Source organism: Ensifer sp. LC163 (assembly GCF_001695855.1).
GTDB lineage: Bacteria > Pseudomonadota > Alphaproteobacteria > Rhizobiales > Rhizobiaceae > Ensifer.
In genome coordinates this window covers 61023-84888 of record NZ_MBSS01000045.1, presented here as the reverse complement: position 1 = coordinate 84888, position 23866 = coordinate 61023, and the positions used below count along the sequence as shown (strand labels likewise).

General features: G+C 61.2%; 20 protein-coding genes and 2 tRNA genes. 12 read left to right on the top strand and 10 right to left on the bottom strand.

Annotated elements, in window-relative coordinates; all coding sequences use genetic code 11:
• Positions 1-49: 49 nt before the first annotated feature.
• Positions 50-1636, bottom strand: coding sequence for a tyrosine-type recombinase/integrase (locus BC360_RS25150; protein ID WP_065781496.1), 1587 nt, complete (start codon positions 1634-1636; stop codon positions 50-52).
• Between the two features lie 91 nt (positions 1637-1727).
• A tRNA-Pro gene (locus BC360_RS25145) sits at positions 1728-1804 on the bottom strand.
• Between the two features lie 219 nt (positions 1805-2023).
• Here BC360_RS25145 and BC360_RS25140 point away from each other — a divergent pair.
• Positions 2024-3205 carry a GGDEF domain-containing protein gene (locus tag BC360_RS25140; protein WP_065797278.1) on the top strand — a complete coding sequence of 394 codons (1182 nt, stop codon included), beginning with the start codon at positions 2024-2026 and terminating at the stop codon, positions 3203-3205.
• Between the two features lie 280 nt (positions 3206-3485).
• Complete coding sequence (locus tag BC360_RS25135; RefSeq protein ID WP_065797277.1) at positions 3486-4490, top strand: GlxA family transcriptional regulator; 1005 nt, start codon at positions 3486-3488, stop codon at positions 4488-4490.
• 70 nt (positions 4491-4560) lie between these two features.
• Here BC360_RS25135 and BC360_RS25130 read toward each other — a convergent pair whose 3' ends face one another.
• Both BC360_RS25130 and BC360_RS25120 read right to left on the bottom strand, forming a co-directional pair.
• The gene (locus tag BC360_RS25130; protein WP_065781547.1) at positions 4561-4815 is read right to left on the bottom strand and encodes a YMGG-like glycine zipper-containing protein; all 255 of its coding nucleotides are present in this window, start codon (positions 4813-4815) and stop codon (positions 4561-4563) included.
• Positions 4816-5371: 556 nt separating this feature from the next.
• Positions 5372-5447, bottom strand: a tRNA-Lys gene (locus BC360_RS25120).
• A gap of 191 nt (positions 5448-5638) precedes the next feature.
• Here BC360_RS25120 and BC360_RS25115 point away from each other — a divergent pair.
• Positions 5639-6385, top strand: a complete 747-nt coding sequence (locus tag BC360_RS25115) for a cytochrome c biogenesis CcdA family protein (protein ID WP_065797420.1) — start codon at positions 5639-5641, stop codon at positions 6383-6385.
• A gap of 207 nt (positions 6386-6592) precedes the next feature.
• Complete coding sequence (locus BC360_RS25110) at positions 6593-7555, top strand: AEC family transporter (protein WP_065797275.1); 963 nt, start codon at positions 6593-6595, stop codon at positions 7553-7555.
• On the opposite strand, the gene BC360_RS25105 is transcribed toward BC360_RS25110, so the two are convergent.
• Positions 7523-8734 (bottom strand): UbiH/UbiF family hydroxylase, encoded by a 1212-nt coding sequence (locus BC360_RS25105; protein WP_065781492.1) that lies wholly within the window; start codon positions 8732-8734, stop codon positions 7523-7525. The two genes, BC360_RS25110 and BC360_RS25105, sit on opposite strands and share 33 nt — an antisense overlap.
• A 278-nt stretch (positions 8735-9012) precedes the next feature.
• Between BC360_RS25105 and pcsA the strand changes: the two genes are divergently transcribed.
• From pcsA to BC360_RS25065, 8 genes are all read left to right on the top strand, one after another.
• Positions 9013-9738, top strand: coding sequence for a phosphatidylcholine synthase (pcsA, locus tag BC360_RS25100; RefSeq protein ID WP_065797274.1), 726 nt, complete (start codon positions 9013-9015; stop codon positions 9736-9738).
• A gap of 10 nt (positions 9739-9748) precedes the next feature.
• On the top strand, positions 9749-10726 hold the full coding sequence (locus BC360_RS25095) for a quinone oxidoreductase family protein (RefSeq protein ID WP_065797273.1): 978 nt from the start codon (positions 9749-9751) through the stop codon (positions 10724-10726).
• A 49-nt stretch (positions 10727-10775) separates the two neighbouring features.
• Positions 10776-12350, top strand: a complete 1575-nt coding sequence (locus BC360_RS25090; RefSeq protein ID WP_065797272.1) for an ABC transporter ATP-binding protein — start codon at positions 10776-10778, stop codon at positions 12348-12350.
• On the top strand, positions 12340-13434 hold the full coding sequence (locus tag BC360_RS25085) for an ABC transporter permease (protein ID WP_065797271.1): 1095 nt from the start codon (positions 12340-12342) through the stop codon (positions 13432-13434). Before BC360_RS25090 ends, BC360_RS25085 begins: the two co-directional genes overlap by 11 nt.
• Entirely contained in the window at positions 13434-14354 is a 921-nt protein-coding gene (locus BC360_RS25080; protein WP_065797270.1) for an ABC transporter permease, read from the top strand. The genes BC360_RS25085 and BC360_RS25080 overlap by 1 nt, the downstream gene beginning before the upstream one ends.
• A 48-nt stretch (positions 14355-14402) precedes the next feature.
• Positions 14403-15473: a BMP family ABC transporter substrate-binding protein gene (locus BC360_RS25075; RefSeq protein ID WP_065797269.1), complete on the top strand. Its 1071-nt coding sequence runs from the start codon at positions 14403-14405 to the stop codon at positions 15471-15473.
• Between the two features lie 327 nt (positions 15474-15800).
• The gene (locus tag BC360_RS25070) at positions 15801-16547 is read left to right on the top strand and encodes a FadR/GntR family transcriptional regulator (RefSeq protein WP_065797268.1); all 747 of its coding nucleotides are present in this window, start codon (positions 15801-15803) and stop codon (positions 16545-16547) included.
• 177 nt (positions 16548-16724) lie between these two features.
• Entirely contained in the window at positions 16725-18017 is a 1293-nt protein-coding gene (locus tag BC360_RS25065) for a hemolysin family protein (protein WP_065797267.1), read from the top strand.
• Between the two features lie 339 nt (positions 18018-18356).
• Here BC360_RS25065 and glp read toward each other — a convergent pair whose 3' ends face one another.
• Genes glp through BC360_RS25040 form a run of 5 tightly spaced genes read right to left on the bottom strand, consistent with a single transcriptional unit; the run spans position 18357 to position 23835 of the window.
• Positions 18357-19568 (bottom strand): gephyrin-like molybdotransferase Glp, encoded by a 1212-nt coding sequence (gene glp / locus BC360_RS25060; protein WP_065797266.1) that lies wholly within the window; start codon positions 19566-19568, stop codon positions 18357-18359.
• Positions 19569-19574: 6 nt separating this feature from the next.
• Positions 19575-20063, bottom strand: a complete 489-nt coding sequence (moaC, locus tag BC360_RS25055) for a cyclic pyranopterin monophosphate synthase MoaC (RefSeq protein ID WP_065781482.1) — start codon at positions 20061-20063, stop codon at positions 19575-19577.
• Positions 20063-20878: an indole-3-glycerol phosphate synthase TrpC gene (gene trpC / locus BC360_RS25050; RefSeq protein WP_065797265.1), complete on the bottom strand. Its 816-nt coding sequence runs from the start codon at positions 20876-20878 to the stop codon at positions 20063-20065. Before trpC ends, moaC begins: the two co-directional genes overlap by 1 nt.
• Positions 20879-20909: 31 nt before the next feature.
• Complete coding sequence (gene trpD, locus BC360_RS25045) at positions 20910-21923, bottom strand: anthranilate phosphoribosyltransferase (RefSeq protein WP_065781480.1); 1014 nt, start codon at positions 21921-21923, stop codon at positions 20910-20912.
• A 19-nt stretch (positions 21924-21942) separates the two neighbouring features.
• The gene (locus BC360_RS25040; protein ID WP_065797264.1) at positions 21943-23835 is read right to left on the bottom strand and encodes a peptidylprolyl isomerase; all 1893 of its coding nucleotides are present in this window, start codon (positions 23833-23835) and stop codon (positions 21943-21945) included.
• Positions 23836-23866: the final 31 nt, after the last annotated feature.

Genomic DNA, 23866 nt, shown 5'->3' with positions numbered 1-23866 from the left:
GCCTGTGAATCCCTTAAATCATCAAAAGTGATGATTTATTGCCTATTGATCACGAATTCTGATTGGTTGGTTCCGGAGCAGAAGGAAGGATGTCCCGAACGTTGTCCATTTGCCTCGCAATCTCGACCAGCTTCACATCGCTGCCGCCGTAATCGTCGGCAGAGGAACCGGAAGAGCGGCCAGTGATGTAACGGGCCGCCCGTTCGGTAATTCCACCCGTCGTAAGGGCGTCCTCAAACAGATGGCGAAAACCGTGGTTCGGCGGCGGCAAGTCATCCCGGTTCGGAAAGACTTTCTCATGTATCCATTCGCGAAGACGCTGGTCTTCGTTCTTCCCACCCGGAAAGAGCTTGCCGTCTGGCCGTGCTTTCACCCATTCGACAAATCCCTCTTTGATTAGCGCCCTATGCACCGGCACTTTTCGGGCCTTGTGAGTCTTAGTCGTCCGGCCATTGCCGACACGAATATGAATGAACCAATGACCTTCAACTTCGGAGATATCGCGCTTCTCTAGCGGGGTCACTTCGTTCACGCGTGCGCCGGTATGGGCGATGATCCAAGGTATCCAGCGGAAACTTGCACGGGTAGCAGTGCGAGCAAATTCAAGGAAATGCCGCGCATCCTTCAGAGAATAGGTTCGGTCGGCGCTATCGCCCTTTTCCACCACCGGCAGTTCTAGCGCCGTCCATGGGTCGCCGCCTGGGAACATCTTGTTTTCAGCTTGCCGGTTCGCCTCATTCATCAATGACCGGATGATGGTGATTTTGTCGTGGACCGTCTTACGGGATAGGTTTCCATCCGTGAGCATGTGGTCGCGCCATGCCTTACCATCGGCCAGCGTGATTGTGGCAACGCTCTTGCTCTTTCGGAAGTCTTCGAAGTCGGCTTGCGCTGTTCCATACTTATCCAAGGTCGCTTCCGATTTCGGACGGCTGAGACCGATGGACGCTAGGCGCTTCTGTTCCGTGATCACGTCGGCAAAGGTCACGGCATGAAAAGGTGACGCATCTTCCGGCTGTTCCTCGACCTCCTTTATCGCCTCGACAAGCAGGGGGTGCACGGGCTGGCCGTTAAAAACACCTTCGTCGCGCTCGTCCTGCCGAAGCATGGCCTCATAGGAAGCGACGCAAAGGGCTTGCGCCAGCGCTCGCCATTCCGGGGTTCCCTTCACGGTGTCGGTGTTGCCAGCAAGGCGGGCGCGCTCCAGCCGAGCGCCGACCAGTTCCTCTAGCTCGTCGTCGCTAAGACGTCCGGCGAAACCATCGCGGAACCGGCGTCCTTCGTCAGCGTCGATACCGTCTTGCGCATAACGGTAATCATGCTGTCGAATCTCTGCATCGAAGGTGATTTGGCTCTGATAGTCGCGAAGGGCGATCTGTTGCGTTGTGAGAGCATAAGGGGCGGCTTTCGGTGCGTTGCCGTTCGCCGCCTCGTGCTTGTGCCGGGCGATTCCAATCTGTCTTTGGATCGATGCGACGGCAGCGGCGTGATTCCGAAGGGCCGTGCGGCGGTCGCCGCCAAGCTGAATTTCGAGTTCAGCCCGGTTGTCGAGATAGGGGCGAAGTGCGGGAGGGATAACGACTCGCGCCGAGTAGCGCCCGTTTCGTTCTTTCCAGTGCTGAGGTTTTCCAGCCATTCGAAGGCCCATTTGTGACGTGGTTTGTGACGTCAATATGGGCTAAAAGCCTTACGGCGCAAGGGGTTCGAATGATTTCAATTAGATAAAGTGGTCGGAGTGGAGAGATTCGAACTCCCGACCCTCTGGTCCCAAACCAGATGCGCTACCAGACTGCGCTACACTCCGTGCCAACGGCGCCGGAGATACACGCTTCACCCACGCCCTGCAACATGAAATTTCGCCTCGGCCGAAACGAGGGGCCAAAAGTCATGCGATGGCAGGGTGCAGGGATGATCGACATGCGGCAATTTCGGGCTTTGCAGCCGATTTCTCATTTCCATTTAGTAATCGCTAAACTCCGTGCGATAGAGGCGCGGCGACAAACAACCACGCCGAGCCGGACCGATGACTGCCCAACTTGACCTCGCAACTGTACTGCTGCTTCACAAGTCGTCGTTTCTGGTCGGCGCCCTGTGCTTTCTTTACCTCCGGTGGCAATCACCCCGGAACGAGGGGCTCGGCATTCTGGCGGCAGGGTTTCTCTTTCTTGCTCTGGCTTCGACGCTGGCAGGTTATGGCGAACAGAAGCTGCTGCCGGCTTTTCTATGGACGCTGTCGAGCTTCACACTCGGCCTTGGCGGCTATGCACTGTTCTGGATCGGTCTGCGCCGGCTGAGTGGCCAAAGTCGCCGACGGGCCGATTGGCTGGCACTTGCCATTCCCTTGACTGGGGCGGTTGTCGGCTTGATCACGCATTTCCACGTTGTGAACTACGCACGTGCAAGCGCCTTCAACTCAGGCGCCTTCCTGTTCCTTGCCGCTTCCGCCTTTGCAGTCGTCTCGGATCGGAAAGGCGAGCCGTTGCCGGTTCGGACGATCTTCGCAGCTTCCCTGACGATCGGTGCCATGCTCTGCCTTGTCGTGGTGGTGGGCCTGCTCAGGCCGGCCGTCGTACCGATCACGACGACCTATGCCTTCTTCCTCCTGATCATCAGCCACTTCGCAATCGCGCTCTTTGCGCTCGTGCTGGTCAAGGAGCGAGCAGAGGCCGCATTGCGTCGGACGGCCGACACCGACATGCTGACGGGGGTCGGTAATCGCCGCTGGTTCCTGTCGCAGTTGCCGCGCTTAGGCTGGAAGGACGATGCACTTGCGGTCATGGATTTGGATTTCTTCAAGCGCGTCAATGACCGTTTTGGCCACCAGGCGGGTGACCAGGTGCTGATCGCTTTTGCCGAACTGGTGCGCGCAAACCTGCGTGCGACCGATTGCTTCGCAAGGCTCGGCGGCGAGGAGTTCGGGCTCTATCTCCCGAAAACGAACGAGGTGCAGGCGCAGGCGATCGTCGAACGGCTCCGCCTTGCGACCGAACAATTGCATGTCCGTTTCGACGGCCAGCGCGTTGCCCTCAGCGTCAGCATCGGAGTTGTCGTCGGCCGAGGCGTGGAAAACAGCTGGGAAGAACTTTTCAGTATGGCGGATGCCGCACTCTATCAGGCCAAAGATGCCGGCCGTAACCGCGTGATCGCCTATGCCCCGCGACAGGATTCGTTCGCAATCGATATCTCGACCGCACGGACAGGTTGAGGATTGCATCAAACGGGCGGTGATTTGCCTGAGCGTGCTTCCCGGCCATTTTTATCGGCATCGGCGCATCACTGTTCGTTCGGTTCGCATGGGCGGTGGATTAAAAAAAACGGGCCGGCGGAACTGGATCCGGCCGGCCCGTTCCGGCAATCTCGCGGAAAGGGGAACGTCTCTGCGCGGGGCTGCAGCGCCGCGCGAAGGGAGATCGATTGCCACCTGATAATGCCTGAATGCGGCCTGCCCAATTGACATTTCACGCCGGAAATTTGACATTTCTCGCATGTCCAGCGCTGAGAAAATACAATCTGTGATCGATGTCGTGGTGGTCGTCCTGCCAGAGTCGTCGATCATGTCGCTGGCGTCGGTGCTCGATCCGATGCGCGCGGCCAATCGCGTCTCCGGCCGCGAGGTCTTTCGCTGGCGGCTGCTGTCGGCGGACGGTGAGCCGGTCGCCCTGACATGCGGCATTCCGATCACGGTCGACGGCATGTTCACGCTGCCACTTGATGGCGATGTCCTGCTTGCGATCGGTGGCTTCAATCTCGACCGGCATGTCGGCCGCAAGTTCATCGCCACGCTTCAGGAATGCGCGCGCCATTTTGAAGTCGTCGCCGGCATCGAATCGGGTTGCTGGCTGCTCGGTCGCAGCGGTCTGCTCAACGGTCGCAAGGCCACCGCCCATTGGGAAGAGCTGGAGGATTTCAGTCAGGCGTTCCCGGCACTCTCGGTGTTGGGAGACCGTTTCGTCACCGATGGAAAGTTCTGGACCTCGGGCGGCGCATCGCCGACCTTCGACATGATGCTGCACCTGATTACCCAACGCCTTGGCTCGGCGCTGGCTCTCGATGTGGCCAGCATCTTCGTCTACGACCAGACCCACAGCGCAACGGACGTCCAGCCCGTCGTGTCCCTCGGACGGATCGAGACCCGTGATCCCGGTCTGGCGGAGGCGATCCGCCTGATGGAGCGAACGCTCGAACGGCCGCTGACTGTGTCTGCGCTTGCACGCCGGCTATCCGTGTCGCAGCGCAAGCTGGAGGTTCTATTCGCGAAAGGCCTGTCGACCAGCCCCGGCGCATATTACCTGCGCCTGCGCCTTCAGGTAGCCCATCGGCTGGTGCGCGATTCGGGCAGCCCGATCCGCGAGATTGCCCTTCGCTGCGGCTTCGACAGCTTGTCAGCCTTTTCCCGCGCCTATAGCCGCGAATATGGAACGAGCCCGCTGAAGATGCGAAGCAGGCACCGCGGAACGGTTGCTATGTCGGATGGCGGTGAGGGGATCTGAAGGCGGTGAGCGCACCGAATCCTTCGCTAGCTATGCTTGGCGGTCGTGCAATCGGACACCTGGTCGGCTATTATCGGCAGCGTGCCTCGAATCGGCGGCCGTAGCGATCGCGATAGATACAATAGCCTTCGCGCTCCCGGGAACGGCCAATCAGGTTGCCCATGATCCCACCGGCCACAGCGCCGATAGCCGCGCCGCCCCAGCTGTCGCTCACCACGCCCCCGATTATTGCGCCGGTTCCTGCACCGATAGCGGTCCCTCGCTCTGTCTGAGTGCAGGACGCGAGGGTACCAATCATTCCAACCGCAATGATAAGCTTTCTCATGCTTTCATCCCTTTGCTCGATATCAATCTGGGTTATCCTGATACGCGTCTTTGCATCCTCGGCATGAGGTTCAGCATCTACGCAATGTGTACGATTGTCGATAGTGCCGATTCCTGAAGGTGGCCGGCGCGCTGCGTGGCCTCTCATCCGAGTCGCCGCTCACGTTCGCTGCTGGGATAGCTCGAACAACGGTAACCCGCCGGGGGCAAACTGCTCCCAGATACGCCATTCATTGCTCGGAGCGGCATTCCTAAGGAGAGCGTCGAGCTCCGACAATGCGGTCAAGCGCCACGCCGCCCGAGATCTGCTCGGTCACAGGCCATTCGCTCCAGGGCGCCCACCAGATCCTGAGACACTACCTCGCCCTTCACCCGGAAATGGCGACCACAGCGATCGACAAGATGGTTACCTGGTACGACGGTCATGGAGAAACAGCGATCAGAGTATGCGTACAATGTCGTTGCTTACGACATTTTTGGGGGATGTCGGACGTGTCGGAAAAAGTCGGGTGGAATATCCGAATAATCCAGAAAATGCAATGAAATCAAAGCGTTGATGGTGAGCGCGCAGGGATTCGAACCCTGGACCTACTGATTAAAAGTCAGTTGCTCTACCGGCTGAGCTACGCGCTCCCTAGCCGCGACCGTGAGGCCCGGCGGAAGTGGGCGGACATATGCACTTGAGCTTCCCGCCGGTCAACCCAAAAATTACTGCTTTCGTGAAGAAATGGTGCATGGCGCAATGATCGCCAAAAGGTGATTGGTATCATCGCGACCATGCGGCTAAGGAATGGCCCAAATACCGCATGCCGGAGTTCTTGCCGTTGTCGATTGCCGATATTTCGATCTGGACCGCCATTCTCGCTGGCGCGCTGTCCTTCCTTTCGCCCTGTGTCCTGCCGCTTGTGCCGCCCTATCTCTGCTATATGGCCGGGGTGTCAGTCGATCAGTTTCGAAGCGGCGAGGCGGTTTCAGCCCGCAGCACCCGGCGCGCCGTTCTGCCGGCAGCCCTTCTGTTCACGCTCGGCTTCGCAACCGTGTTCGTGTCGCTTGGTGCCGGCGCATCCTCGATCGGCCTGCTTTTGCGCCAGCAAATGGATCTGCTGTCGCGTATCGGCGGCGTGATCATCATCATCATGGGCCTGCATTTCCTCGGTGTTTTCAAGATCGGCCTGCTTGCGCGCGAGGCGCGGTTTCAAGGCGGCGGCAAGCCGGCGACGCTGTCGGGCGCCTATATCATGGGCCTTGCCTTCGCCTTCGGCTGGACGCCGTGCATCGGTCCGGTGCTCGGCACGATTCTCGGCGTTGCGGCTGCGCGCGATACGGTCACGGACGGTGCCATGCTTCTGGCCGTCTATTCGCTCGGGCTTGCCATACCGTTCTGGATCGCCGCCGGTTTTTCCGGTGCTTTCATGCGCTTTCTCCTGCGATTCCGCCGCCACCTTGGCCTCGTCGAAAAACTGATGGGCGCGCTTCTGGTGCTGGCCGGCCTTGCTTTCCTCTTCGGTTTCATCAGTTCCGTCGCCATCTGGTTCCAGCAGACGTTCCCGATTCTGATGAAAATCGGCTAGGTCTCCAGCGGATCAATGGAGGGGATTGGGCTTCGCCGGTTGCGCCTCAACCTATTGGAATCGATCGGGTTGATGCTATTGGGTTGATCAGGCCCGATTGTGCAGGGCGCGCGAGTACCGTGCCCAAAGCGTGGATACCGCGACGGCGATTGGGCTTTGGGGGATTAGTCGCCTTCAGTGCACGCATGAGCATGGTCGAGGAGAGGCATGACGGAAATTGCTGGCCTGGTGCTGCCGTTCTTCGGGCTGATCTTTCTCGGCTATCTCACGGCCCGCTTGGTCGAGCATCCGGGCGAGGCGATGGGGTGGCTGAACACCTTCATCATCTATCTCGCTTTGCCGGCGCTGTTCTTCAAGCTGGTGTCGCGAACGCCGATCGAGCAGCTGACGCGCGCCGATTTCATCCTGACGAGCGTCGGTGCGACCTATGTCGTCTTTTCGCTGATCTTCATCGTCGGTCTTTTCGTGCGGCGCAATTCCATCGGCGAGGCGACAATACAGGGGTTTGCCGCAGCCTATGGCAATATCGGATATATGGGGCCGGGCCTGGCATTGCTGGCGCTGGGTGACGCGGCGGCAGTGCCGGTCGCACTGATCTTCTGCTTCGAGAATGCGGCACACTTTACCGTGGCGCCGGCGATGATGGTGCTTTCGGGTGGGCGAAAGGAAAACGCTGCGGTTCTTGCCTTTGGCATCGCCCGCAGGATCATCCTGCACCCGTTCATCCTGTCTACCTTTGCCGGGGTCGCAGCGGCATTCTTTGCCGTCCAGCCGCCGCTGCCGGTGCAGCGGCTGATCGACTATCTGGCGCAGGCGGCCGCACCCTGCGCGCTGTTTGCCATGGGCGTGACACTGGCGCTCCGGCCAATCAAGCGCATCCCGATCGAGATCGGCTACATCGTGCCGGCCAAGCTCATCCTGCATCCGGTGCTGGTTTTCATCGCGCTCAGCCTGATGGGAAACTATGATCCGGTCTGGGTGCAGACGGCTGTGCTGCTGGCGGCGCTGCCGACCGCGACCAACGTCTTTGTCATAGGCCACCAGTATGGCGTCTGGCAGGAGCGGGCGTCGGCGACCATACTGATCACGACGTTGCTCTCGGTAGCAACCGTAACCGGGCTGCTCTATCTGATCCGCTCAGGCGCTCTTCCGCCCGATCTTTTCCCGTAAGCTGTCCTTCAGCGCGTGAAACGCGCTGCCGGGGTGTACGCCCTCGCGCATCAACACACTGCGCAGTGGTCCTGCTGCCGAGAGGATGTGCAGGCCGACGGCGCGCAACGCCTGCACCGGGAGGAAGCTTGACAGCAGCGATCGGTTCAAGAGGTCGACGCTCGCCGTGCGACTGATAATATCGAGGCGACGGCGGCTGTCAAAACGGTCGCCGATATCGCCCGGAAGGTTGCCGCCCGTCGGTGCGCCGATCAGATCGACCAGCGTCATCGCATCGCGAAGGCTCAAGTTGAGGCCCTGGGCACCGATCGGCGGGAAGGCGTGCGCCGCCTCGCCAACAAGCGCGACCCGGCCCTTGCCGAAGCGATGGGCGCTCATGCCAGACAGCGGGAAGGACTGCGGGCCAGCCTCGACCGTGACCTTGCCGAGGATCGACTGCATCCGGTCCTCCACAGCGCGCGAGAGTGCGGCCAGGTCGAGCGCCAGCGTGGTTGCGGCATCTTCGGGTTTACGCACCCAAACGAGGCTCGAGCGGTTGCCGGGCAGAGGCACCTGGGTGAATGGTCCGCTCTCCGTGTGAAACTCCGTCGAAGTGTCCTGGTGGGGAAGCTCGTGCGAGAAGTTGAGGACGACGGCGGTCTGCGGATAGGACCAGGTGCTGACGGAAATCTTGGCCGCTTCGCGCACCGGCGAACGGCGGCCGTCGGCACCGACAACCAGATCGGCCGTGATATCGCGTCCGTCATCGAGCGAGATCCGCGCCTTGTCGCCGGAGAGGTCGAAATCGGCCGCCGACACGGTCATGCGATCGAGCGTTTCGGTCTCGGACGCCCGCTGGCGCAGAATGTCGAGGAACGGGGCGTTCGGAATGTTGTAGCCGAAGGCCGATAGACCGACTTCCGACGCGCGAAAGTTCACCGTCGGCGCCCGCAGCAGGCGGTCAGTCCCGTCCAGAATGCGCATCGTCGAGAGGGGTGCCGTCGACGGCTGCACCTTCTCCCAGAGGCTCAGTTTCTTCAGGTATTCGATCGACTGGTCCATCAGCGCGGTCGTCCGGCCGTCGGACGATGCCGGTTCCGGTCCAATCAGCGCGACGCGGTAGCCAGCTTCGGCGAGCGCGATCGCTGCCAGAGAGCCCGCGAGACCAGCGCCGACGACGGCGATGTCGTAATGATCCATGATGGAAGAACCCTTTCGCTCGCGCCATCAAGCGCCTGCTGTCTTGAACATGATCTTACTTCTAGTCCTCGACAAAGGCGAAATAAATGGGTTGAATCAGCGCAGAAGCAATTTGAAAGTGTCCACAGAACAATCCCCATCGGGCAAAGTCGTGCTTGAATTTTGCTGGCGATACGTTGCAAAGGGTGCATATTACGCGCAATGCGCTGCCAAAGCGGTTGGGGCGGGGTGACGGCCCTGTCTGGCGAAGTGCACAAGGGGATAGGCGGCGTCCGCAGATGAAGTTTTTCAACTACAAACGAGTCCCCTACGCCGAGATCCGCGCCTTCTCCGTGCACATATTGACCGCTTCCGGGTCATTCCTCGCTTTTCTTGGTGTCGTCGCCGCAGCTGAGCACCGCTTCGTCGACATGTTCTGGTGGCTGGGCCTGGCCTTGCTGGTGGACGGCATCGACGGTCCGATCGCCCGCAAAGTGCGGGTCAAGGAAGTGCTTCCCAATTGGTCGGGCGACACGCTCGACAACGTCATCGACTATGTCACCTACGTGCTTCTGCCGGCCTTTGCGCTCTATCAGAGCGGCATGATCGGCGAACCGTGGTCCTTCGTTGCGGCGGGCGCGATCGTCGTTTCGAGCGCGATCTACTATGCCGACATGGGCATGAAGACGGACGAATATTTCTTCTCGGGCTTTCCCGTGGTCTGGAACATGGTCGTCTTTACGCTCTTCGTCATTCAGGCAAGCGAACTGACCGCCTCAATCGTCGTCCTCGTGTCGGTGGTGCTAACCTTCCTGCCGATCAATTTCCTGCATCCGGTGCGCGTCCAACGGTTGAGGCCCTTGAATCTCGGCATCTTCCTCCTCTGGTCGGCGCTCAGCATGTACGCACTGCTTCTACATTTCGAGACACCGGCCTGGGTGGTGACCGGTGTTCTTGCGACAGGCATCTATCTCTACGTGATCGGTTTCGTCCTGCAGATTTTCCCCAAGCTCGGCCGGACCTAGGAGCTCTTCGATGGCACAGGCAATTGTCGTACGCGAACTCGGTGGACCCGAGGTCCTGAAGCTGGAGGGCGTTACGCTCTCGCCGCCGGGGCCGGGTGAAGTGCAGATCCGCCAGGTGGCCGTCGGGTTGAATTTCATCGACGTCTATTTCCGCACCGGGCTCTACAAGTCGGCCGCTGGCCTGCCCTTTGTCCCGGGCAAGGAGGGCGCGGGGATCGTGACGGCCGTCGGCGATGGCGTCAGCCTTTTTGGCGTTGGCGACCGGGTGGCCTATGCCTCGTCGGATGGCGCCTATGCCAGCGAGCGCAACGTCGAAGCTTCGCAACTGGTCAAGGTTCCAGACGATATTCCGCTCGAGACCGCGGCGGCGATGATGCTGAAGGGCATGACAGCGCAATATCTGCTCAACCAGACATTCCAGGTTGGCCCTGAAACGACGCTGCTCTTCCATGCCGCCGCCGGTGGCGTCGGCTTGATTGCCGGTCAATGGGCAAAGGCTTTGGGCGCAACCGTCATCGGTACGGCCGGCTCGCAGGACAAGATCGATCTGGCGCTCGCCCATGGCTACGACCACGTCATCAACTACCGCAAGGACAACTTCGTCGCCCGGGTCAAGGAACTGACGGACGGCAAGGGTGTCGATGTCGTCTATGATTCGGTCGGGAAGGACACCTATCCGGCGTCGCTCGATTGCCTGAAATCGCGCGGTCTTTGGGTGAGCTTCGGCAACTCGTCGGGCCCGGTCGACGCCTTCAGCATCGGCATTCTGGCGCAGAAGGGGTCACTGTTTGCGACGCGTCCGACACTCTTCGGTTATGTGTCGACGCGGCCTGCGCTTGAAGCGTGTGCAAATTCCCTCTTTGATATTGTGCAAAGCAACAAAGTGCGTATCAATATAAATCAGACTTATCCGCTTGCTGACGCCGGTCGCGCGCACACGGATCTTGAGACAAGAAAAACGAGTGGAACAACACTGCTGATTCCTTGATCGAAGCCTTAAGGCGGACTGGGATCGACAGAGGGGAAAAGAGGGCAGCGTGCCTGTTGAGGGAGCAACTGCGAACGGTCCGTTGTTGACTGTGAGCAACCTGACGAAATTGTTTGGCTCGTTTGCAGCCTGCAATGAGATCAACCTGCAGATCAACCAGGGCGAAATCCACGCCCTTCTCGGCGAAAACGGCGCCGGAAAATCAACGCTGGTGAAGATGCTGTTCGGCGTTCTGGCGCCGACGGCCGGCGAGATCGTTTGGCAGGGGCGCAGCGTGCGCGTCGCCAGCCCGGCCGCCGCTCGCAAGCTCGGCATCGGCATGGTTTTTCAGCATTTTTCGCTGTTCGAGGCGTTGACCGTCGCGGAAAACATCGCGCTGTCGATGGACGGCAACATCTCGCTCGCCAAGGTCGCGGAAGAAGCCTCGCGCCTGTCGCACGCCTATGGCCTGCCGCTCGATCCCAAGGCGCACGTGGCTGACCTTTCCGTCGGCGAGCGCCAGCGCATCGAGATCGTCCGCGCCTTGTTACAGAACCCGCGTCTGATCATTCTCGACGAGCCGACGTCGGTCCTGACGCCGCAGGAGGCCGATCGACTGTTCGAAACGCTGAACAAGCTCAAGGCGGAAGGTCGCTCGGTCCTCTATATCAGCCATCGGCTTGAAGAAGTGCAGCGCATCTGCGACCGCGCGACCGTGTTGCGCCACGGTAAGGTCACGGGCGCCTGCGATCCGAAGGCCGAAACACCGGCGTCTCTGGCACGCATGATGGTGGGAAGCGACGTCGCGGTCGTTACCGCCGAGGGCACCAGCACCAAGGGCGACGTGCAACTGGAAGCCCGCCACCTTTCCGTTTCCGCGCGCACGCCGTTTGCCGTTTCGCTGAAAAACATCTGTCTCAAGGTGCGCGCCGGCGAAGTGCTGGCGATCGCCGGTGTGGCCGGCAACGGCCAGGGCGAGCTTTTCGATGCGCTTTCCGGCGAGTATCCGGTTGCGGACGACGCTGCGGTGCAGATCAGGCAAAAGCCTGTTGGTAACAGGAACATCAACGCGCGGCGGCTGATGGGCGCAGGCTTCGTTCCCGAAGAGCGCCACGGCCATGCGGCGGTTTCGGCCATGCCGCTCTCCGACAACCTCGTGCTTGCGCGAAGCCGCTCCGATGCAAAAGCCTTCCTCGGCGGCGGCTTCCTCAACATCATCCGCCGAGATGCGGTGACCACAGCAACCAAGCGCATCTCAGAAGCGATGGACGTGCGCAAAAGCGGGGAAGACCCGCCGGCCGGATCGCTCTCGGGCGGCAATCTGCAGAAGTTCATCGTCGGTCGCGAGCTCGACCGCCAACCGGCCGTCCTGATCGTCAATCAGCCGACCTGGGGGGTGGATGCGGGTGCCGCAAGCCGGATCCGGCAGGCGCTTGTCGATCTCGCCAAGGCCGGGTCCGCCGTGCTGGTGATCAGCCAGGACCTTGACGAGATTTTCGAGGTGGCGACGGAGATCGCGGTGATCAGCGAAGGGCGGCTCTCCGATCCCTATCCGGCGCGCGAGCTTTCGCGCGAGAAGATCGGCCTTCTGATGGGCGGCATGTACGGCAAGACGGAAGGCACGGGGGCTGTGCATGCACATTGAACTGGAAAAGCGCGCCAAGATATCGGCGCTGTTCTCGATCCTATCTCCGTTCATCGCCTTCCTGCTGACGATCATCTTCGGCGGCATCATGTTTGCGCTTCTGGGCAAGAACCCGGTCACGGCGCTCTACAGCTTCTTCATCGAGCCGTTGAGCGAGGTCTGGTCGCTGCACGAACTGGCGATCAAGGCCGCACCGCTGATCCTGATCGCCGTCGGCCTTTCCGTCTGTTTCCGATCGAACAACTGGAACATCGGCGCCGAGGGGCAATTCATCATGGGCGCCATTGCCGGCTCGATTCTGCCGGTGGTGTTTTACGAGTGGCAGTCGCCGCTGGTGCTGCCGCTGATGCTGCTGATGGGCATGCTCGGCGGCGCGCTGTTCGCCGCCATTCCTGCCTTCCTCAAGGCGCATATGAACACCAACGAGATCCTGACGAGCCTGATGCTGGTCTATGTCGCCCAGCTCTTTCTCGACTGGATCGTGCGCGGCCCCTGGCGCAACCCGCAGGGCATGAATTTCCCGGAGACGCGCAGCTTTGCGGCCGACGCGATCCTGCCGGAACTGATCGCGTCCGGGCGCACCCACTGGGGCTTCGCCTTCGCCATCATTGCGGCGATCCTGGTCTGGTTCATGATGCGCTACACGCTGAAGGGCTTCGAGATCTCGGTTCTCGGGCAATCCGAGCGGGCAGGGCGCTTCGCCGGTTTCTCGTCCCGGCGCATGATCTGGTTTTCGATGCTGCTGTCAGGCGCGCTTGCGGGGCTTGCCGGCATTTCCGAGGTGAGCGGTGCGATCCAGCAGCTGCGCCCGGTAATCTCGCCCGGCTACGGCTTTACCGCGATCATCGTTGCGTTTCTCGGCCGGCTCAATCCGCTCGGCATCATTGCGGCCGGTCTCGTGCTGGCGCTGACCTATCTCGGCGGCGAAGCAGCACAGCTGTCGCTCGGGGTGTCGGACAAAGTCACCCGCGTCTTCCAGGGCCTGTTGCTGTTCTTCGTGCTCTCCTGCGACACGCTCATTCATTATCGCATCCGGCTGGTTTGGTACCGCTTTACTGCGTCAGATTTGGACGGGAGCCGCTGATGGGGATCGTTGAAGCCATCTTGCTGAGCGTCATTACCGCAGCGACACCGCTCGTCATTGCCGCGCTGGGCGAATTGGTGACGGAACGCTCGGGCGTACTCAACCTCGGCGTCGAAGGCACGATGGTCATGGGCGCCGTCTGCGCCTTTGCAGCGACCCAGATCACCGGATCGCCCTATCTCGGGATTCTGGCAGGCGTCGTCTGCGGCGCGGTATTTTCCCTCCTCTTTGCATTCCTGACACTGACGCTGGTTGCCAATCAGGTGGCGACCGGCCTGGCGCTGACGCTGCTCGGCCTCGGCGTTTCCGGCATGCTCGGAGAGAGCTTTCTCGGCATGCAGGGTATCAAGCTGCAGCCGATCGTCATCCCGGTGCTGGCCGAGATCCCGTTCATCGGCCCCTTGCTGTTTCGTCAGGACATCATCTTCTATCTGTCGATCGCGCTGGTCGCAGGCGTCCATTGGTTCCTGTTCAGGAGCCGTACGGGCTTGAAGCTGCGCGCCGTCGGCGACAGCCATGCGTCCGCCCATGCTCTTGGTGTAAACGTCATCACGACGCGTTATCTTGCCGTGATGTTCGGCGGTGCGTGCGCAGGCCTTGCGGGCGCGCAACTATCGCTGGTCTACACCCCGCAATGGGTGGAAAACATGTCGGCCGGGCGCGGCTGGATCGCGCTTGCGCTGGTGGTGTTTTCGTCCTGGCGTCCGTGGCGTCTCGTGGCCGGCGGCTATCTATTCGGCGCCGTTTCCATCAGCCAGCTTCACGCGCAGGCTTTCGGTATCGGCATTCCGTCGCAATTCTTGTCGTCGCTTCCCTATCTCGCGACGATCGTCGTCCTCATCCTCATTTCACATAACCGGCGCACGACCCTGATCAATACGCCGGCATCGCTCGGTAAGCCGTTTGTGCCAGATCGGTGACAATAACAATCCAGACGGACGTTTCTCAAACCGACAGAGGTCAAGAAAATGAAAAAACTATTGCTCGCTCTCGCAAGTACCGCGGCCGTCATCGGCTTTGCTTCGGCCGCCGCCGCTCAGGACAAGGCCAAGGTCTGCTTCGTCTACGTCGGTTCCAAGACCGACGGCGGTTGGACCCAGGCGCATGACATTGGCCGCCTGGAACTGGAGAAGACGCTCGGCGACAAGATCGAAACGCAGTTCCTCGAAAACGTGCCGGAAGGTCCGGACGCCGAGCGCGCAATCGAGCGTATGGCCCGTTCCGGCTGCGGCCTGATCTACACGACCTCCTTCGGCTTCATGGACGCGACGATCAAGATCGCCCAGAAATTCCCGGACGTGAAGTTCGAGCACGCAACCGGCTACAAGAGCGCGCCGAATGTGGCGACCTACAACAGCCGTTTCTATGAAGGCCGCTACATCCAGGGCGTTATCGCTGCCAAGATGTCCGAGAAGGGCGTTGCCGGCTACATCGCTTCCTTCCCTATCCCGGAAGTGGTAATGGGCATCAATGCCTTCGTCATCGGAGCGCGCTCGGTCAACCCGGACTTCAAGATCAAGGTCGTATGGGCAAACACCTGGTTCGACCCGGGCAAGGAAGCCGACGCTGCCAAGGCGCTGGTCGACCAGGGCGTCGATATCCTGACCCAGCACACCGACACGACGGCGCCGATGCAGGTTGCCGCAGAGCGCGGCATCAAGGCCTTCGGCCAGGCATCCGACATGATCGCCGCCGGTCCGCAGACCCAGCTGACCGCGATCGTAGACACCTGGGGCGCCTACTACATCAAGCGCACTCAGGCCTTCCTCGACGGCAAGTGGGAAACCACGTCGAGCTGGGATGGCCTGAAGGACGGCATCCTGACCATGGCGCCCTACACCAACATGCCTGACGACGTGAAGAAGCTGGCCGAGGACGCGGAAGCCAAGATCAAGTCGGGCGAGCTGAAGCCGTTCACCGGTCCGCTGAAGAAGCAGGATGGCAGCGAGTGGCTGGCCGCAGGCGCGTCGTCGGATGACGGCACGCTGCTCGGCATGAACTTCTACGTCGAAGGCGTCGACGACCAGCTGCCGAAGTAAGCACGGCGGAAGAACGCAGCAAATGTACAAACCCCGCCGCGATGGCGGGGTTTGTCGTTCTTGTCGGCGGGTCGAGTCACGACGCAGCGGCTTGTCGACACCGGGATCCCGGCGTTGGTTGGCTTGCTGAGAACGGCGCAATGAATGGTTGTGGCCGACCGGATTCGGCCATAGTGCAGCTTTGGTGCATTTCGTGTAATGCTTGAGGAATCGGATAGGCTGTTCTCGGCCCCGCTCGTCGTGTTCGTGGGGATGGGTGGACGGGGAATGGCAGTAGGGGCGCTGCATTTGGCGCTGTCAGGCAAGGGAGTGCCTGGAGGAGGTGGGTTGAACAGGAGTTTGCTGGAGACTGTCCTTTCCGGGACGCGGAAGCGCACCAGTCATGCGCATGTGGTCGACCAGCTTGGCAAGGCGATCGTTTCAGGCGAGTTCCCGATCGGGTCGATCCTGCCCGGCGATCCGGAGCTTGCGGCGCGCTTCAAGGTATCGCGCACGGTTCTTCGCGAAGCGATGAAGACGCTTGCCGCCAAGGGTCTGGTCGTTCCACGTGCGCGCATCGGCACGCGCGTCACGCCCAGGAACGACTGGAACCTCTTCGACAACGATATCCTGACCTGGCATTTCGAATGCGGTGTGGACGAGGAATTCCTCTATCACTTGAGCGAAGTCCGCCTGGCCTTCGAACCGCATGCGGCTGCCCTTGCCGCAAGGAATGCGTCTGACGCAGAGATCAGCCGCATGATGCGCCTGGCCGTCGCCATGGGTGAAGCTGGGCACACGGCCGAGAGCCTCGCCTATGCCGATCTGAAATTCCATCTGTCGATTGCCGAAGCCTCGGGCAATCCGTTCATGCGCACGGTCGGCGGCCTGATCGAGGCGGCGCTGGTCGGCATTTTCAAGCTGAGTTCGCCGGTCGCTGAAAAAGGCGGCGTCGACGAAGTCGCCCGCAATCACATCCGGATCGTCGAGGAAATCGGCCGGCGTGACGAGGCGGGCGCACGGGCCGCGATGGAAAATGTCATCAAGATCGGGCGTGAGCGCGTGCGTGGCGCCCTGCGGTCGGAAGAAAGCTGAACCGCCTTCGCCGGATTCTTCCGCAATATCGCCTGCTCCTACCTCGCGAAATACGGGTGAAGCGCATTTGGCTTCACGGATTTCGAGACTTGCGCTTGCTCGGATCGCCCGCTGGCCCTATTTGGTGAACGGTCGCTCTCGATTGGGCGACTTTTCGTCAACGGTGACTTGGAGACCATGTCCGAATTTTTTGTCATTTTCGTCCTGCTTTTGATCAACGCATTTTTTGCTCTCTCGGAAATGGCAATCGTCTCGGCAAGCAAGCCATTGCTTCGCCAGATGGCAAGACAGGGAAATCTCCGTGCCGAAGCGGCACTGAAGCTGGCGGAAGACCCCGGCAAGTTTCTCTCCACCGTCCAGGTGGGCATCACACTGGTCGGCACGCTTGCCGGTGCCTATGGTGGCGCGACGATCGCGGCCAAGTTCGCCCCGATTTTCGATAGCATCGCCTGGATCAGCCCCTACGGTCATCCGGTGGCCGTGGCGATCGTGGTGACGCTCATCACCTTCCTCTCCGTCGTCATCGGTGAGTTGATCCCCAAGCAACTGGCGTTGAAGAACTCGGAGGGCTTCGCGATGTTCGTGGCGCGGCCGATGACGTTGTTGTCGCGCATCGTGGCGCCGGTCGTCTATCTCTTCGAAACCTCGGCCGCCCTGATGATGCGGCTGCTCGGCATACGTCCGGATGATCCGGACCATGTCACCGAAGAGGAAGTCCACGCGATCATGGCGGAGGGTGTCGAGAGCGGCGCGATCGAAAAGTCGGAGCACGAGATGCTTCGTCGCATCATCCGTCTCGGTGACCGTAACGTGAAGTCGATCATGACGCACCGCACCGAAATGAGCTTCATCGATATCAACGACAGCCTGGAGACCATCGGGGAGAAGATCCGCCAATACGGCCATTCCCGTTATCCAGTCGTCGACGGGCCGAGCGGCGATGTCCTTGGCGCGGTTCTGGCCAAGGAAATCCTCAATGCGCCGACATCCGTCCCTCTCGACGTTCGCAAATATGTGCGTGAGATCCACACCTTGCCGGAAACCGCGTCCTGCCTGAAGGCACTCGATGCTTTCAAATCGTCGAGCATCAACATGGCGATGATCGTCGACGAATACGGCAGCACCGAAGGCATTATCACCATTGCCGATATTCTGGAGGCGATCGTCGGCGTGCTGCCGTCGAACTATGACGACATCGAGCACGCACTGATCCGCCAGCGTGAGGATGGAACCTACCTCGTCGACGGACGCACGCCGATCGATGAGATCCATCTGACCATCGGCATCGACGGCATCGATGCAGACGGAAACTTCGAAACGATCGCTGGTTTCCTGGTTCAGCAACTGCGCAAGACGCCGGAAGAAGGCGATATCGCCATTGTGCATGGCTATCGCTTCGAAGTGGTCGATATGGATTCCCGCCGTATCGACAAGATACTCGTGAGCCGTTGCGAAAACACCGTCTCTTGATGCGGGGATGAGGACGCGACGCCAACGGGGCGTCGCCGATCCGGCCGTTGGTTGCCGGTGCCATGGCAGAAGCGATGGTCGTTCCGGAAAGCAGATAGCCCCAGAAAAGCAAAAGGTCGGGCAATACCCGACCTTTCCCTCAAATCATCACGGCGCCTGCTAGTACATCCGTAGTCATTCGCCTTGAGCGATGATTGAATGACCGTGTTATTAAAGGGTTACCATGTCGGGCATATGACAGCGCAGCCGGAATATCCTTTGTTTCTGCCGTGGCGTTGAGCTTGGCATGTCCGGCGAGCCGAAAGCCGAACCTGGTTCACCACGATCTTTCGAGGAAGACTACCTGAGCCGGACGATTTGGCAGGACGTACCTGAGGGTGCCTCTTCGGCGTTCGGCACGCGAACGATCAGGCAATCGGACTGGGCAAAGACTTTCATCATTGACGAGTCCTGGCGCGGGAAAGGATGGGCGACAAGCGAGCCGTCCACATCGCTCGAAAGCCGCGCCCGCACATAGTCCTGGCGCTTGTCGTTGGCGGGTAGTGGCGCGGCGAGGCGGGCGGTCGTCAGGCGATCGCGCCTCGGCAGTCTTGCCAGTTTGCAGGTCAAGGGTTCAAGGAACAAGAGAGCGCAAACGAGGCTCGATACAGGATTGCCGGGTAGGCCGAGCACCGCCATGTCACCGAGTTGCCCGACCATCAGAGGTTTTCCGGGCCGCATGGCGATGCGCCAGAAGTCGAGCGTCATGCCACTCGCAACCAATGTCGACTGCACGAGATCATGATCGCCGACCGAGGCGCCACCTAGCGTCACGAGCACATCGGCTCCCTTTGCCTTTGCCCGCTCGACGGCCGCTGAAATCGCCTGGCTGTTGTCCGGGACGATGCCGAGGTCGATGATCTCGGCGCCGTTTTCACGCGCAATGGCGGCAACACCGAATGTGTTGGAGGCAATGATCTGATCGGCGCCGGGTACGCTACCGGGCGTCAACAACTCGTCGCCGGTGGCAAGGATTGCGACTGTTGGTTTTTTGAATACTGGCAGGGTCGCGTGGTTCATGCCGGCGGCGAGCGTCAGGCGACCGGCGTCCAGAACGTCGCCCGCGAGCAGCACCGTCTCGCCGGATGTAAAATCCTGGCCGGACAGCCGGATATGTCGCCCTTTGCCGGGCGCAAACAAGGTGCGGATCTTGCCATCGGCAAGCTGTTCGGTGTCTTCCTGGATGATGACCGTGTCGGCGCCGGCGGGAAGCGGTGCTCCGGTGAAGATGCGAACAGCCTCTCCGGACTTCACCTCGCCGCCGAAGCCATGGCCGGCGGCGGACTGGCCGATGACCGTAAGCTCGGCGCCGATGGTATGGATATCCTCATGACGAACCGCATAGCCATCCATCGCCGAATTGTCGAAGGCGGGATGGGTGACGCGCGCAGTTACATCTTGCGCGAGCACACGGCCGAGCCCCTCATGCAGATCGACATGTTCGCTTGCTTGCCGGGGCCTGGCGCTGTCTAGGATCCTGTTAAGCGCTTCTTCGACGGAAAGCAGCGACATCGGCGGTCAGTCTCCCTGGCGTCGGTAATCGCCGGAGCGTCCGCCGGATTTACTGACGAGCTGGATGCCGCCGATTTCCATTTCCCGGTCCGCAGCCTTCGCCATGTCGTAGATCGTCAGGCAGGCGATGCTGACGGCGGTCAGCGCCTCCATCTCGACGCCGGTCTTGCCGGTCAGTTTGGCAAGCGCTTCGACGCGCAGGCCGGGCAGAGCCGGATCAGGCGTGATGTCGACCGACACTTTCGTCAACATCAGCGGATGGCAAAGCGGGATGAGATTCGACGTCTGCTTGGCGGCCATGATGCCGGCCAGCCGCGCAGTGCCGATCACGTCGCCCTTCTTGGCGTTGCCCTCCAGGATCAACGCCAGCGTCTCCGGGCGCATGCGGACATGGCCCTCCGCCGTGGCACTACGGACGGTTTCGGCCTTGTCGCCGACGTCGACCATGTTCGCTTCGCCGCTGCTGTCGAGATGCGTGAGTACGGTCTTGCCCATCACTCGGCCGCCAACACGCTTTCGGAGCCGGTCAGCAGCGCGCGCGTTGCCGCCTCAACATTGCTCTTGCGCATCAGGCTTTCGCCGACCAGGAAGGTCGTGATGCCGCTCCTTTCCAGACGCTTGCAATCGTCGTGGGTAAAGATGCCGCTCTCGCCGACGAGCAACCGATCGGACGGAACCATCGACGCCAGTTGCTCGGATACGGCGAGATCGACGTCGAATGTTCTCAGATTGCGATTGTTGATGCCGACCAGCGGCGAGGTAAGCTTGAGCGCACGTTCCATCTCTTCGGCATCGTGCACTTCGATGAGCACATCCATACCGAGGGAAAGGGCGGTCTCCTCCAGGCGCCGGGCGTCATCGTCGCTGAGCGAAGCCATGATAAGCAGGATGCAGTCAGCACCCCAGGCACGCGCCTCGAACACCTGGTAGGTGTCGAACATAAAGTCCTTGCGCAATGCCGGAAGCGCGCAGGCTGCGCGGGCGGCTTCAAGGAATGCCGGTGCACCCTGGAAGCTCGGCCCATCCGTCAGCACCGAAAGACAGGCAGCGCCGCCGGCCTCGTAGGCCCTGGCCAGAGCCGGTGGATCGAAATCAGGACGGATCAGGCCTTTTGACGGGCTCGCCTTCTTTATTTCCGCGATCAGGCCGAAGCGGCCCTGCTGTTGGCGCGCGGCGAGTGCCGCGTGGAACCCGCGCGGAGCGGACTGATCGGCGATTCGGGTCTTCAGATCCTCGATCGACGTCTGCGATCTGGCCGCAGCGATCTCGTCGCGCTTGTAGGCTTCGATCTTGCGCAGGATATCGGTCATGGCGCGGTTCCTTGTCTAAAGCAGCGTTGTCTCAGGCAGCGTTGGAGACGCTGATCAGGCGCTGCAGTGCCGCCTTGGCGCCACCGCTCGAGAGCGACTGGCGGGCGAGCGTCATGCCTTCACCAAGATCTACGGCCTTGCCGGCAATCATCAGCGATGCAGCTGCGTTGGCAAGCGAAATGTCCCTGTAGGCGTTTTCCGCACCGTCGAGAACAGCCTGCAGCGCAACGGCATTGTGGGCGCCATCGCCGCCCTTCAAGGCGTCGAGAGACACTGTCGGCAGGCCGAAGTCCGCCGGCGTCAGCGTGAAGGTCCTGATCTTGCCGTTCTCGAGAGCCGCCACCTGCGTCGTGCCGGTGGTGGTGATCTCGTCGAGACCTTCGCCGTGCACGACCCAGACATTCTCCGAGCCGAGGTCGCGCAGGACTTCCGCCAGTGGCTGCACCCATTGCGGCGCGTAAACGCCCACCAGTTGTCGCTTGACGCCGGCAGGGTTGGACAGCGGGCCGAGCAGGTTGAAGATCGTGCGGGTGCCGAGCTCGACGCGTGTCGGCCCGACATGGCGCATGGCGGAATGGTGCTGCTGGGCAAACATGAAGCCAACGCCGGCTTCGCGGATGCAGCGCGAAATCGCCTCAGGGCCGATATCGAGCTTGACGCCGAGGCACGACAGGGCGTCGGCCGTGCCGGACTTCGAGCTGAGGGCCCGATTGCCGTGCTTGGCGACTGGTACACCTGCACCCGCAACGATCAGTGAGGCGAGGGTCGAGATATTGTAGGTACCGGCGCCGTCGCCGCCGGTGCCGACGATATCGACGGCATTGGCCGGAGCATCGACCGGCAGCATGCGGGCGCGCATGGCGGCAACGGCGCCGACGATTTCGTCGACGGTTTCGCCGCGGACGCGCAACGCCATCAGGAAGCCACCGATCTGCGATGGCGTGGCCGCACCCGACATGATGATCTCGAAAGCCGCTCGTGCGTCTTCGCGGTTAAGGGCCTCGCCGGCGGCGACTTTGGCGACGAACGGTTTCAGATCACTCATCGGTTGCTTTCCTTGCCGCTTATCTCTGTGCCAAAGCCGTTTCGGCAAGCGTCTGATTGATCGAAACACCGTAGGCCGACTGCAGCGTCGATACCATCTGGTCGAGAATGTCGTCGCCGCTGGCACGGGCCACGGCCTGGATCTGCCGGCTATCGTCCTCCAGGGCGTCGGTCGGGCCGTTGTTCTCGATCGCGGTGACACGCAGGAGGATCTGACCATCACCGCCGATACCGGCGGCATTGGCGACGAGACCGTCCGGACCGCTAAAGGCGGCTGCGACGGCGGCCGGGCTCAGTGCCGCATCCGATGTCGACCGGGTCAATCCGGTCTTCGTTTCGACGGCAAGCCCAAGTTCCGCCGCGATATCGGCGAGCGTCGCACCCTTTTCGATCCGCTGCTTCAACTCGGTAGCTTTGGCGGCGAGCGCCGTGCGCTGCTGTTCTGCGGTCCAGTCTGCTGCGACCTCGTCGCGTGCTTCATCGAGTGTGCGATCGCGAGCCGGAACCACTTCGTCGAGGTCGAACCAGACATAACCGTCACGTCCGATGTTGACCGGCAGGGTTTCGCCGCCCACTTCAGCCTTGAAGGCCTCCTGCAGCAGAGCACCAGGCTCCGGCAGGCCCGCGACTTCATCGCCATTCATATCCTTGCCGGTCGCGTCGATCCCGTCGACGGTGGCGACTTTCAGCTTGAGCTGCTCGGCGACGTCCTTGAGCGGGGCGCCGGCAGCGCGCTCGTCCTCGATCTTGTCGTGAAGGCCGATGATCTCGTTCTGCGCGTTGGCAAGGGCAATGTCCTTGCGGAGTTCTTCCTTGACCTCATCGAAGCTGCGAACCGTTTCCGGGCGGATGTTCGTCGCGCGCAGGATCACCGGTCCGAAGGCGCCATCGATGACAGGCGACGTGCCGCCATTGGCGGCGATTGCAAAAGCGGCTTCGCCGATCTTTGCGTCCGGAACGCTGGCAGAGGTGAAGTCGCCCAGAAGAACGTCGGCAGGCGTCTTGCCTTCAGCCTTGACGAGGTCGTCGAAGGACGTGCCGGCTGCCAGTTTGGCTGCCGCAGCGTCCGCTGCATCACGCGAAGGGAAGGCGAGCTGTTCGATTGTCCGCGCGCCTTCGGTGCGGAAATTGTCCTTGCGCTTGTCGTAGTCAGCGCGAACGTCCGCATCGATCACGGCCGTCGCATCGGCGATATCCTCGGGCGCGAGCTTCAGATAGGTGATCTTGCGGTATTCCGGCGCGCGGTAGTTTGCCTTGCGACCGTCGTACCACGGGGCGAGAACGTCGTCGCCCGGCGCCTTCACCGGATCGATATTGGCGTTCGACAGCAGGACGTAGTCGATCGAGCGCTTTTCGTGGCGATAGGAGGCGATCGCGTCGCTGAGCACCTTCGGTGCGACATAACCGTCGGACAGGGCGTCGACGATCTGCGAGCGTACGGCGACCTGGCTGCGGTTGTTGATGTAGTCCTGTTCGCGAAGGCCTGCATTGCGCAGCACGCTTGAGAACGTCAGGCGATCGAACTGGCCGTTGACGCTGTGGAAGGCCGGGTCTTCGGCGATGAGCTTGGCCAGCCGATCTTCCGAAAGGCCGAGGTTCATGTCGCCGGCCAACTGGTCGAGGGCCGCACCCGCGACGAGCTGGGAATAGACCTGCTGCTCGATGCCGAATGCCTTTGCCTGCTGCGGCGTCAGGCGGGTGCCGAGCTGGCGCGAAACGAGCGCAAGCTGACGCTCGTAAGCGAGCCGGAAGTCCGGAGCCTTGACCTTGACGTCACCGACGACGACCACAGCATCCGATTGGTTCGCGATCATCGATGTCGATGCGCCCCATACCATGAAAGACAGCACGAGAATGACGAGCAGGCCTTTGACGACCCAGGTCTGGGCGGCTTTTCTCAGGAATTCGAGCATGGGGGCAGAAACCTCGTTACAGTGCGGTGGC

Bases quoted from the DNA above. Each gene is read 5' to 3' on its own strand.
- BC360_RS25150 (WP_065781496.1), bottom strand. From the start codon at position 1,636: ATGGCTGGAAAACCTCAGCACTGGAAAGAACGAAACGGGCGCTACTCG.
- BC360_RS25140 (WP_065797278.1), top strand. From the start codon at position 2,024: ATGACTGCCCAACTTGACCTCGCAACTGTACTGCTGCTTCACAAGTCG.
- BC360_RS25135 (WP_065797277.1), top strand. From the start codon at position 3,486: ATGTCCAGCGCTGAGAAAATACAATCTGTGATCGATGTCGTGGTGGTC.
- BC360_RS25130 (WP_065781547.1), bottom strand. From the start codon at position 4,815: ATGAGAAAGCTTATCATTGCGGTTGGAATGATTGGTACCCTCGCGTCC.
- BC360_RS25110 (WP_065797275.1), top strand. From the start codon at position 6,593: ATGACGGAAATTGCTGGCCTGGTGCTGCCGTTCTTCGGGCTGATCTTT.
- BC360_RS25105 (WP_065781492.1), bottom strand. From the start codon at position 8,734: ATGGATCATTACGACATCGCCGTCGTCGGCGCTGGTCTCGCGGGCTCT.
- pcsA (WP_065797274.1), top strand. From the start codon at position 9,013: ATGAAGTTTTTCAACTACAAACGAGTCCCCTACGCCGAGATCCGCGCC.
- BC360_RS25095 (WP_065797273.1), top strand. From the start codon at position 9,749: ATGGCACAGGCAATTGTCGTACGCGAACTCGGTGGACCCGAGGTCCTG.
- BC360_RS25085 (WP_065797271.1), top strand. From the start codon at position 12,340: ATGCACATTGAACTGGAAAAGCGCGCCAAGATATCGGCGCTGTTCTCG.
- BC360_RS25080 (WP_065797270.1), top strand. From the start codon at position 13,434: ATGGGGATCGTTGAAGCCATCTTGCTGAGCGTCATTACCGCAGCGACA.
- BC360_RS25075 (WP_065797269.1), top strand. From the start codon at position 14,403: ATGAAAAAACTATTGCTCGCTCTCGCAAGTACCGCGGCCGTCATCGGC.
- BC360_RS25065 (WP_065797267.1), top strand. From the start codon at position 16,725: ATGTCCGAATTTTTTGTCATTTTCGTCCTGCTTTTGATCAACGCATTT.
- glp (WP_065797266.1), bottom strand. From the start codon at position 19,568: ATGTCGCTGCTTTCCGTCGAAGAAGCGCTTAACAGGATCCTAGACAGC.
- moaC (WP_065781482.1), bottom strand. From the start codon at position 20,063: ATGGGCAAGACCGTACTCACGCATCTCGACAGCAGCGGCGAAGCGAAC.
- trpC (WP_065797265.1), bottom strand. From the start codon at position 20,878: ATGACCGATATCCTGCGCAAGATCGAAGCCTACAAGCGCGACGAGATC.
- trpD (WP_065781480.1), bottom strand. From the start codon at position 21,923: ATGAGTGATCTGAAACCGTTCGTCGCCAAAGTCGCCGCCGGCGAGGCC.
- BC360_RS25040 (WP_065797264.1), bottom strand. From the start codon at position 23,835: ATGCTCGAATTCCTGAGAAAAGCCGCCCAGACCTGGGTCGTCAAAGGC.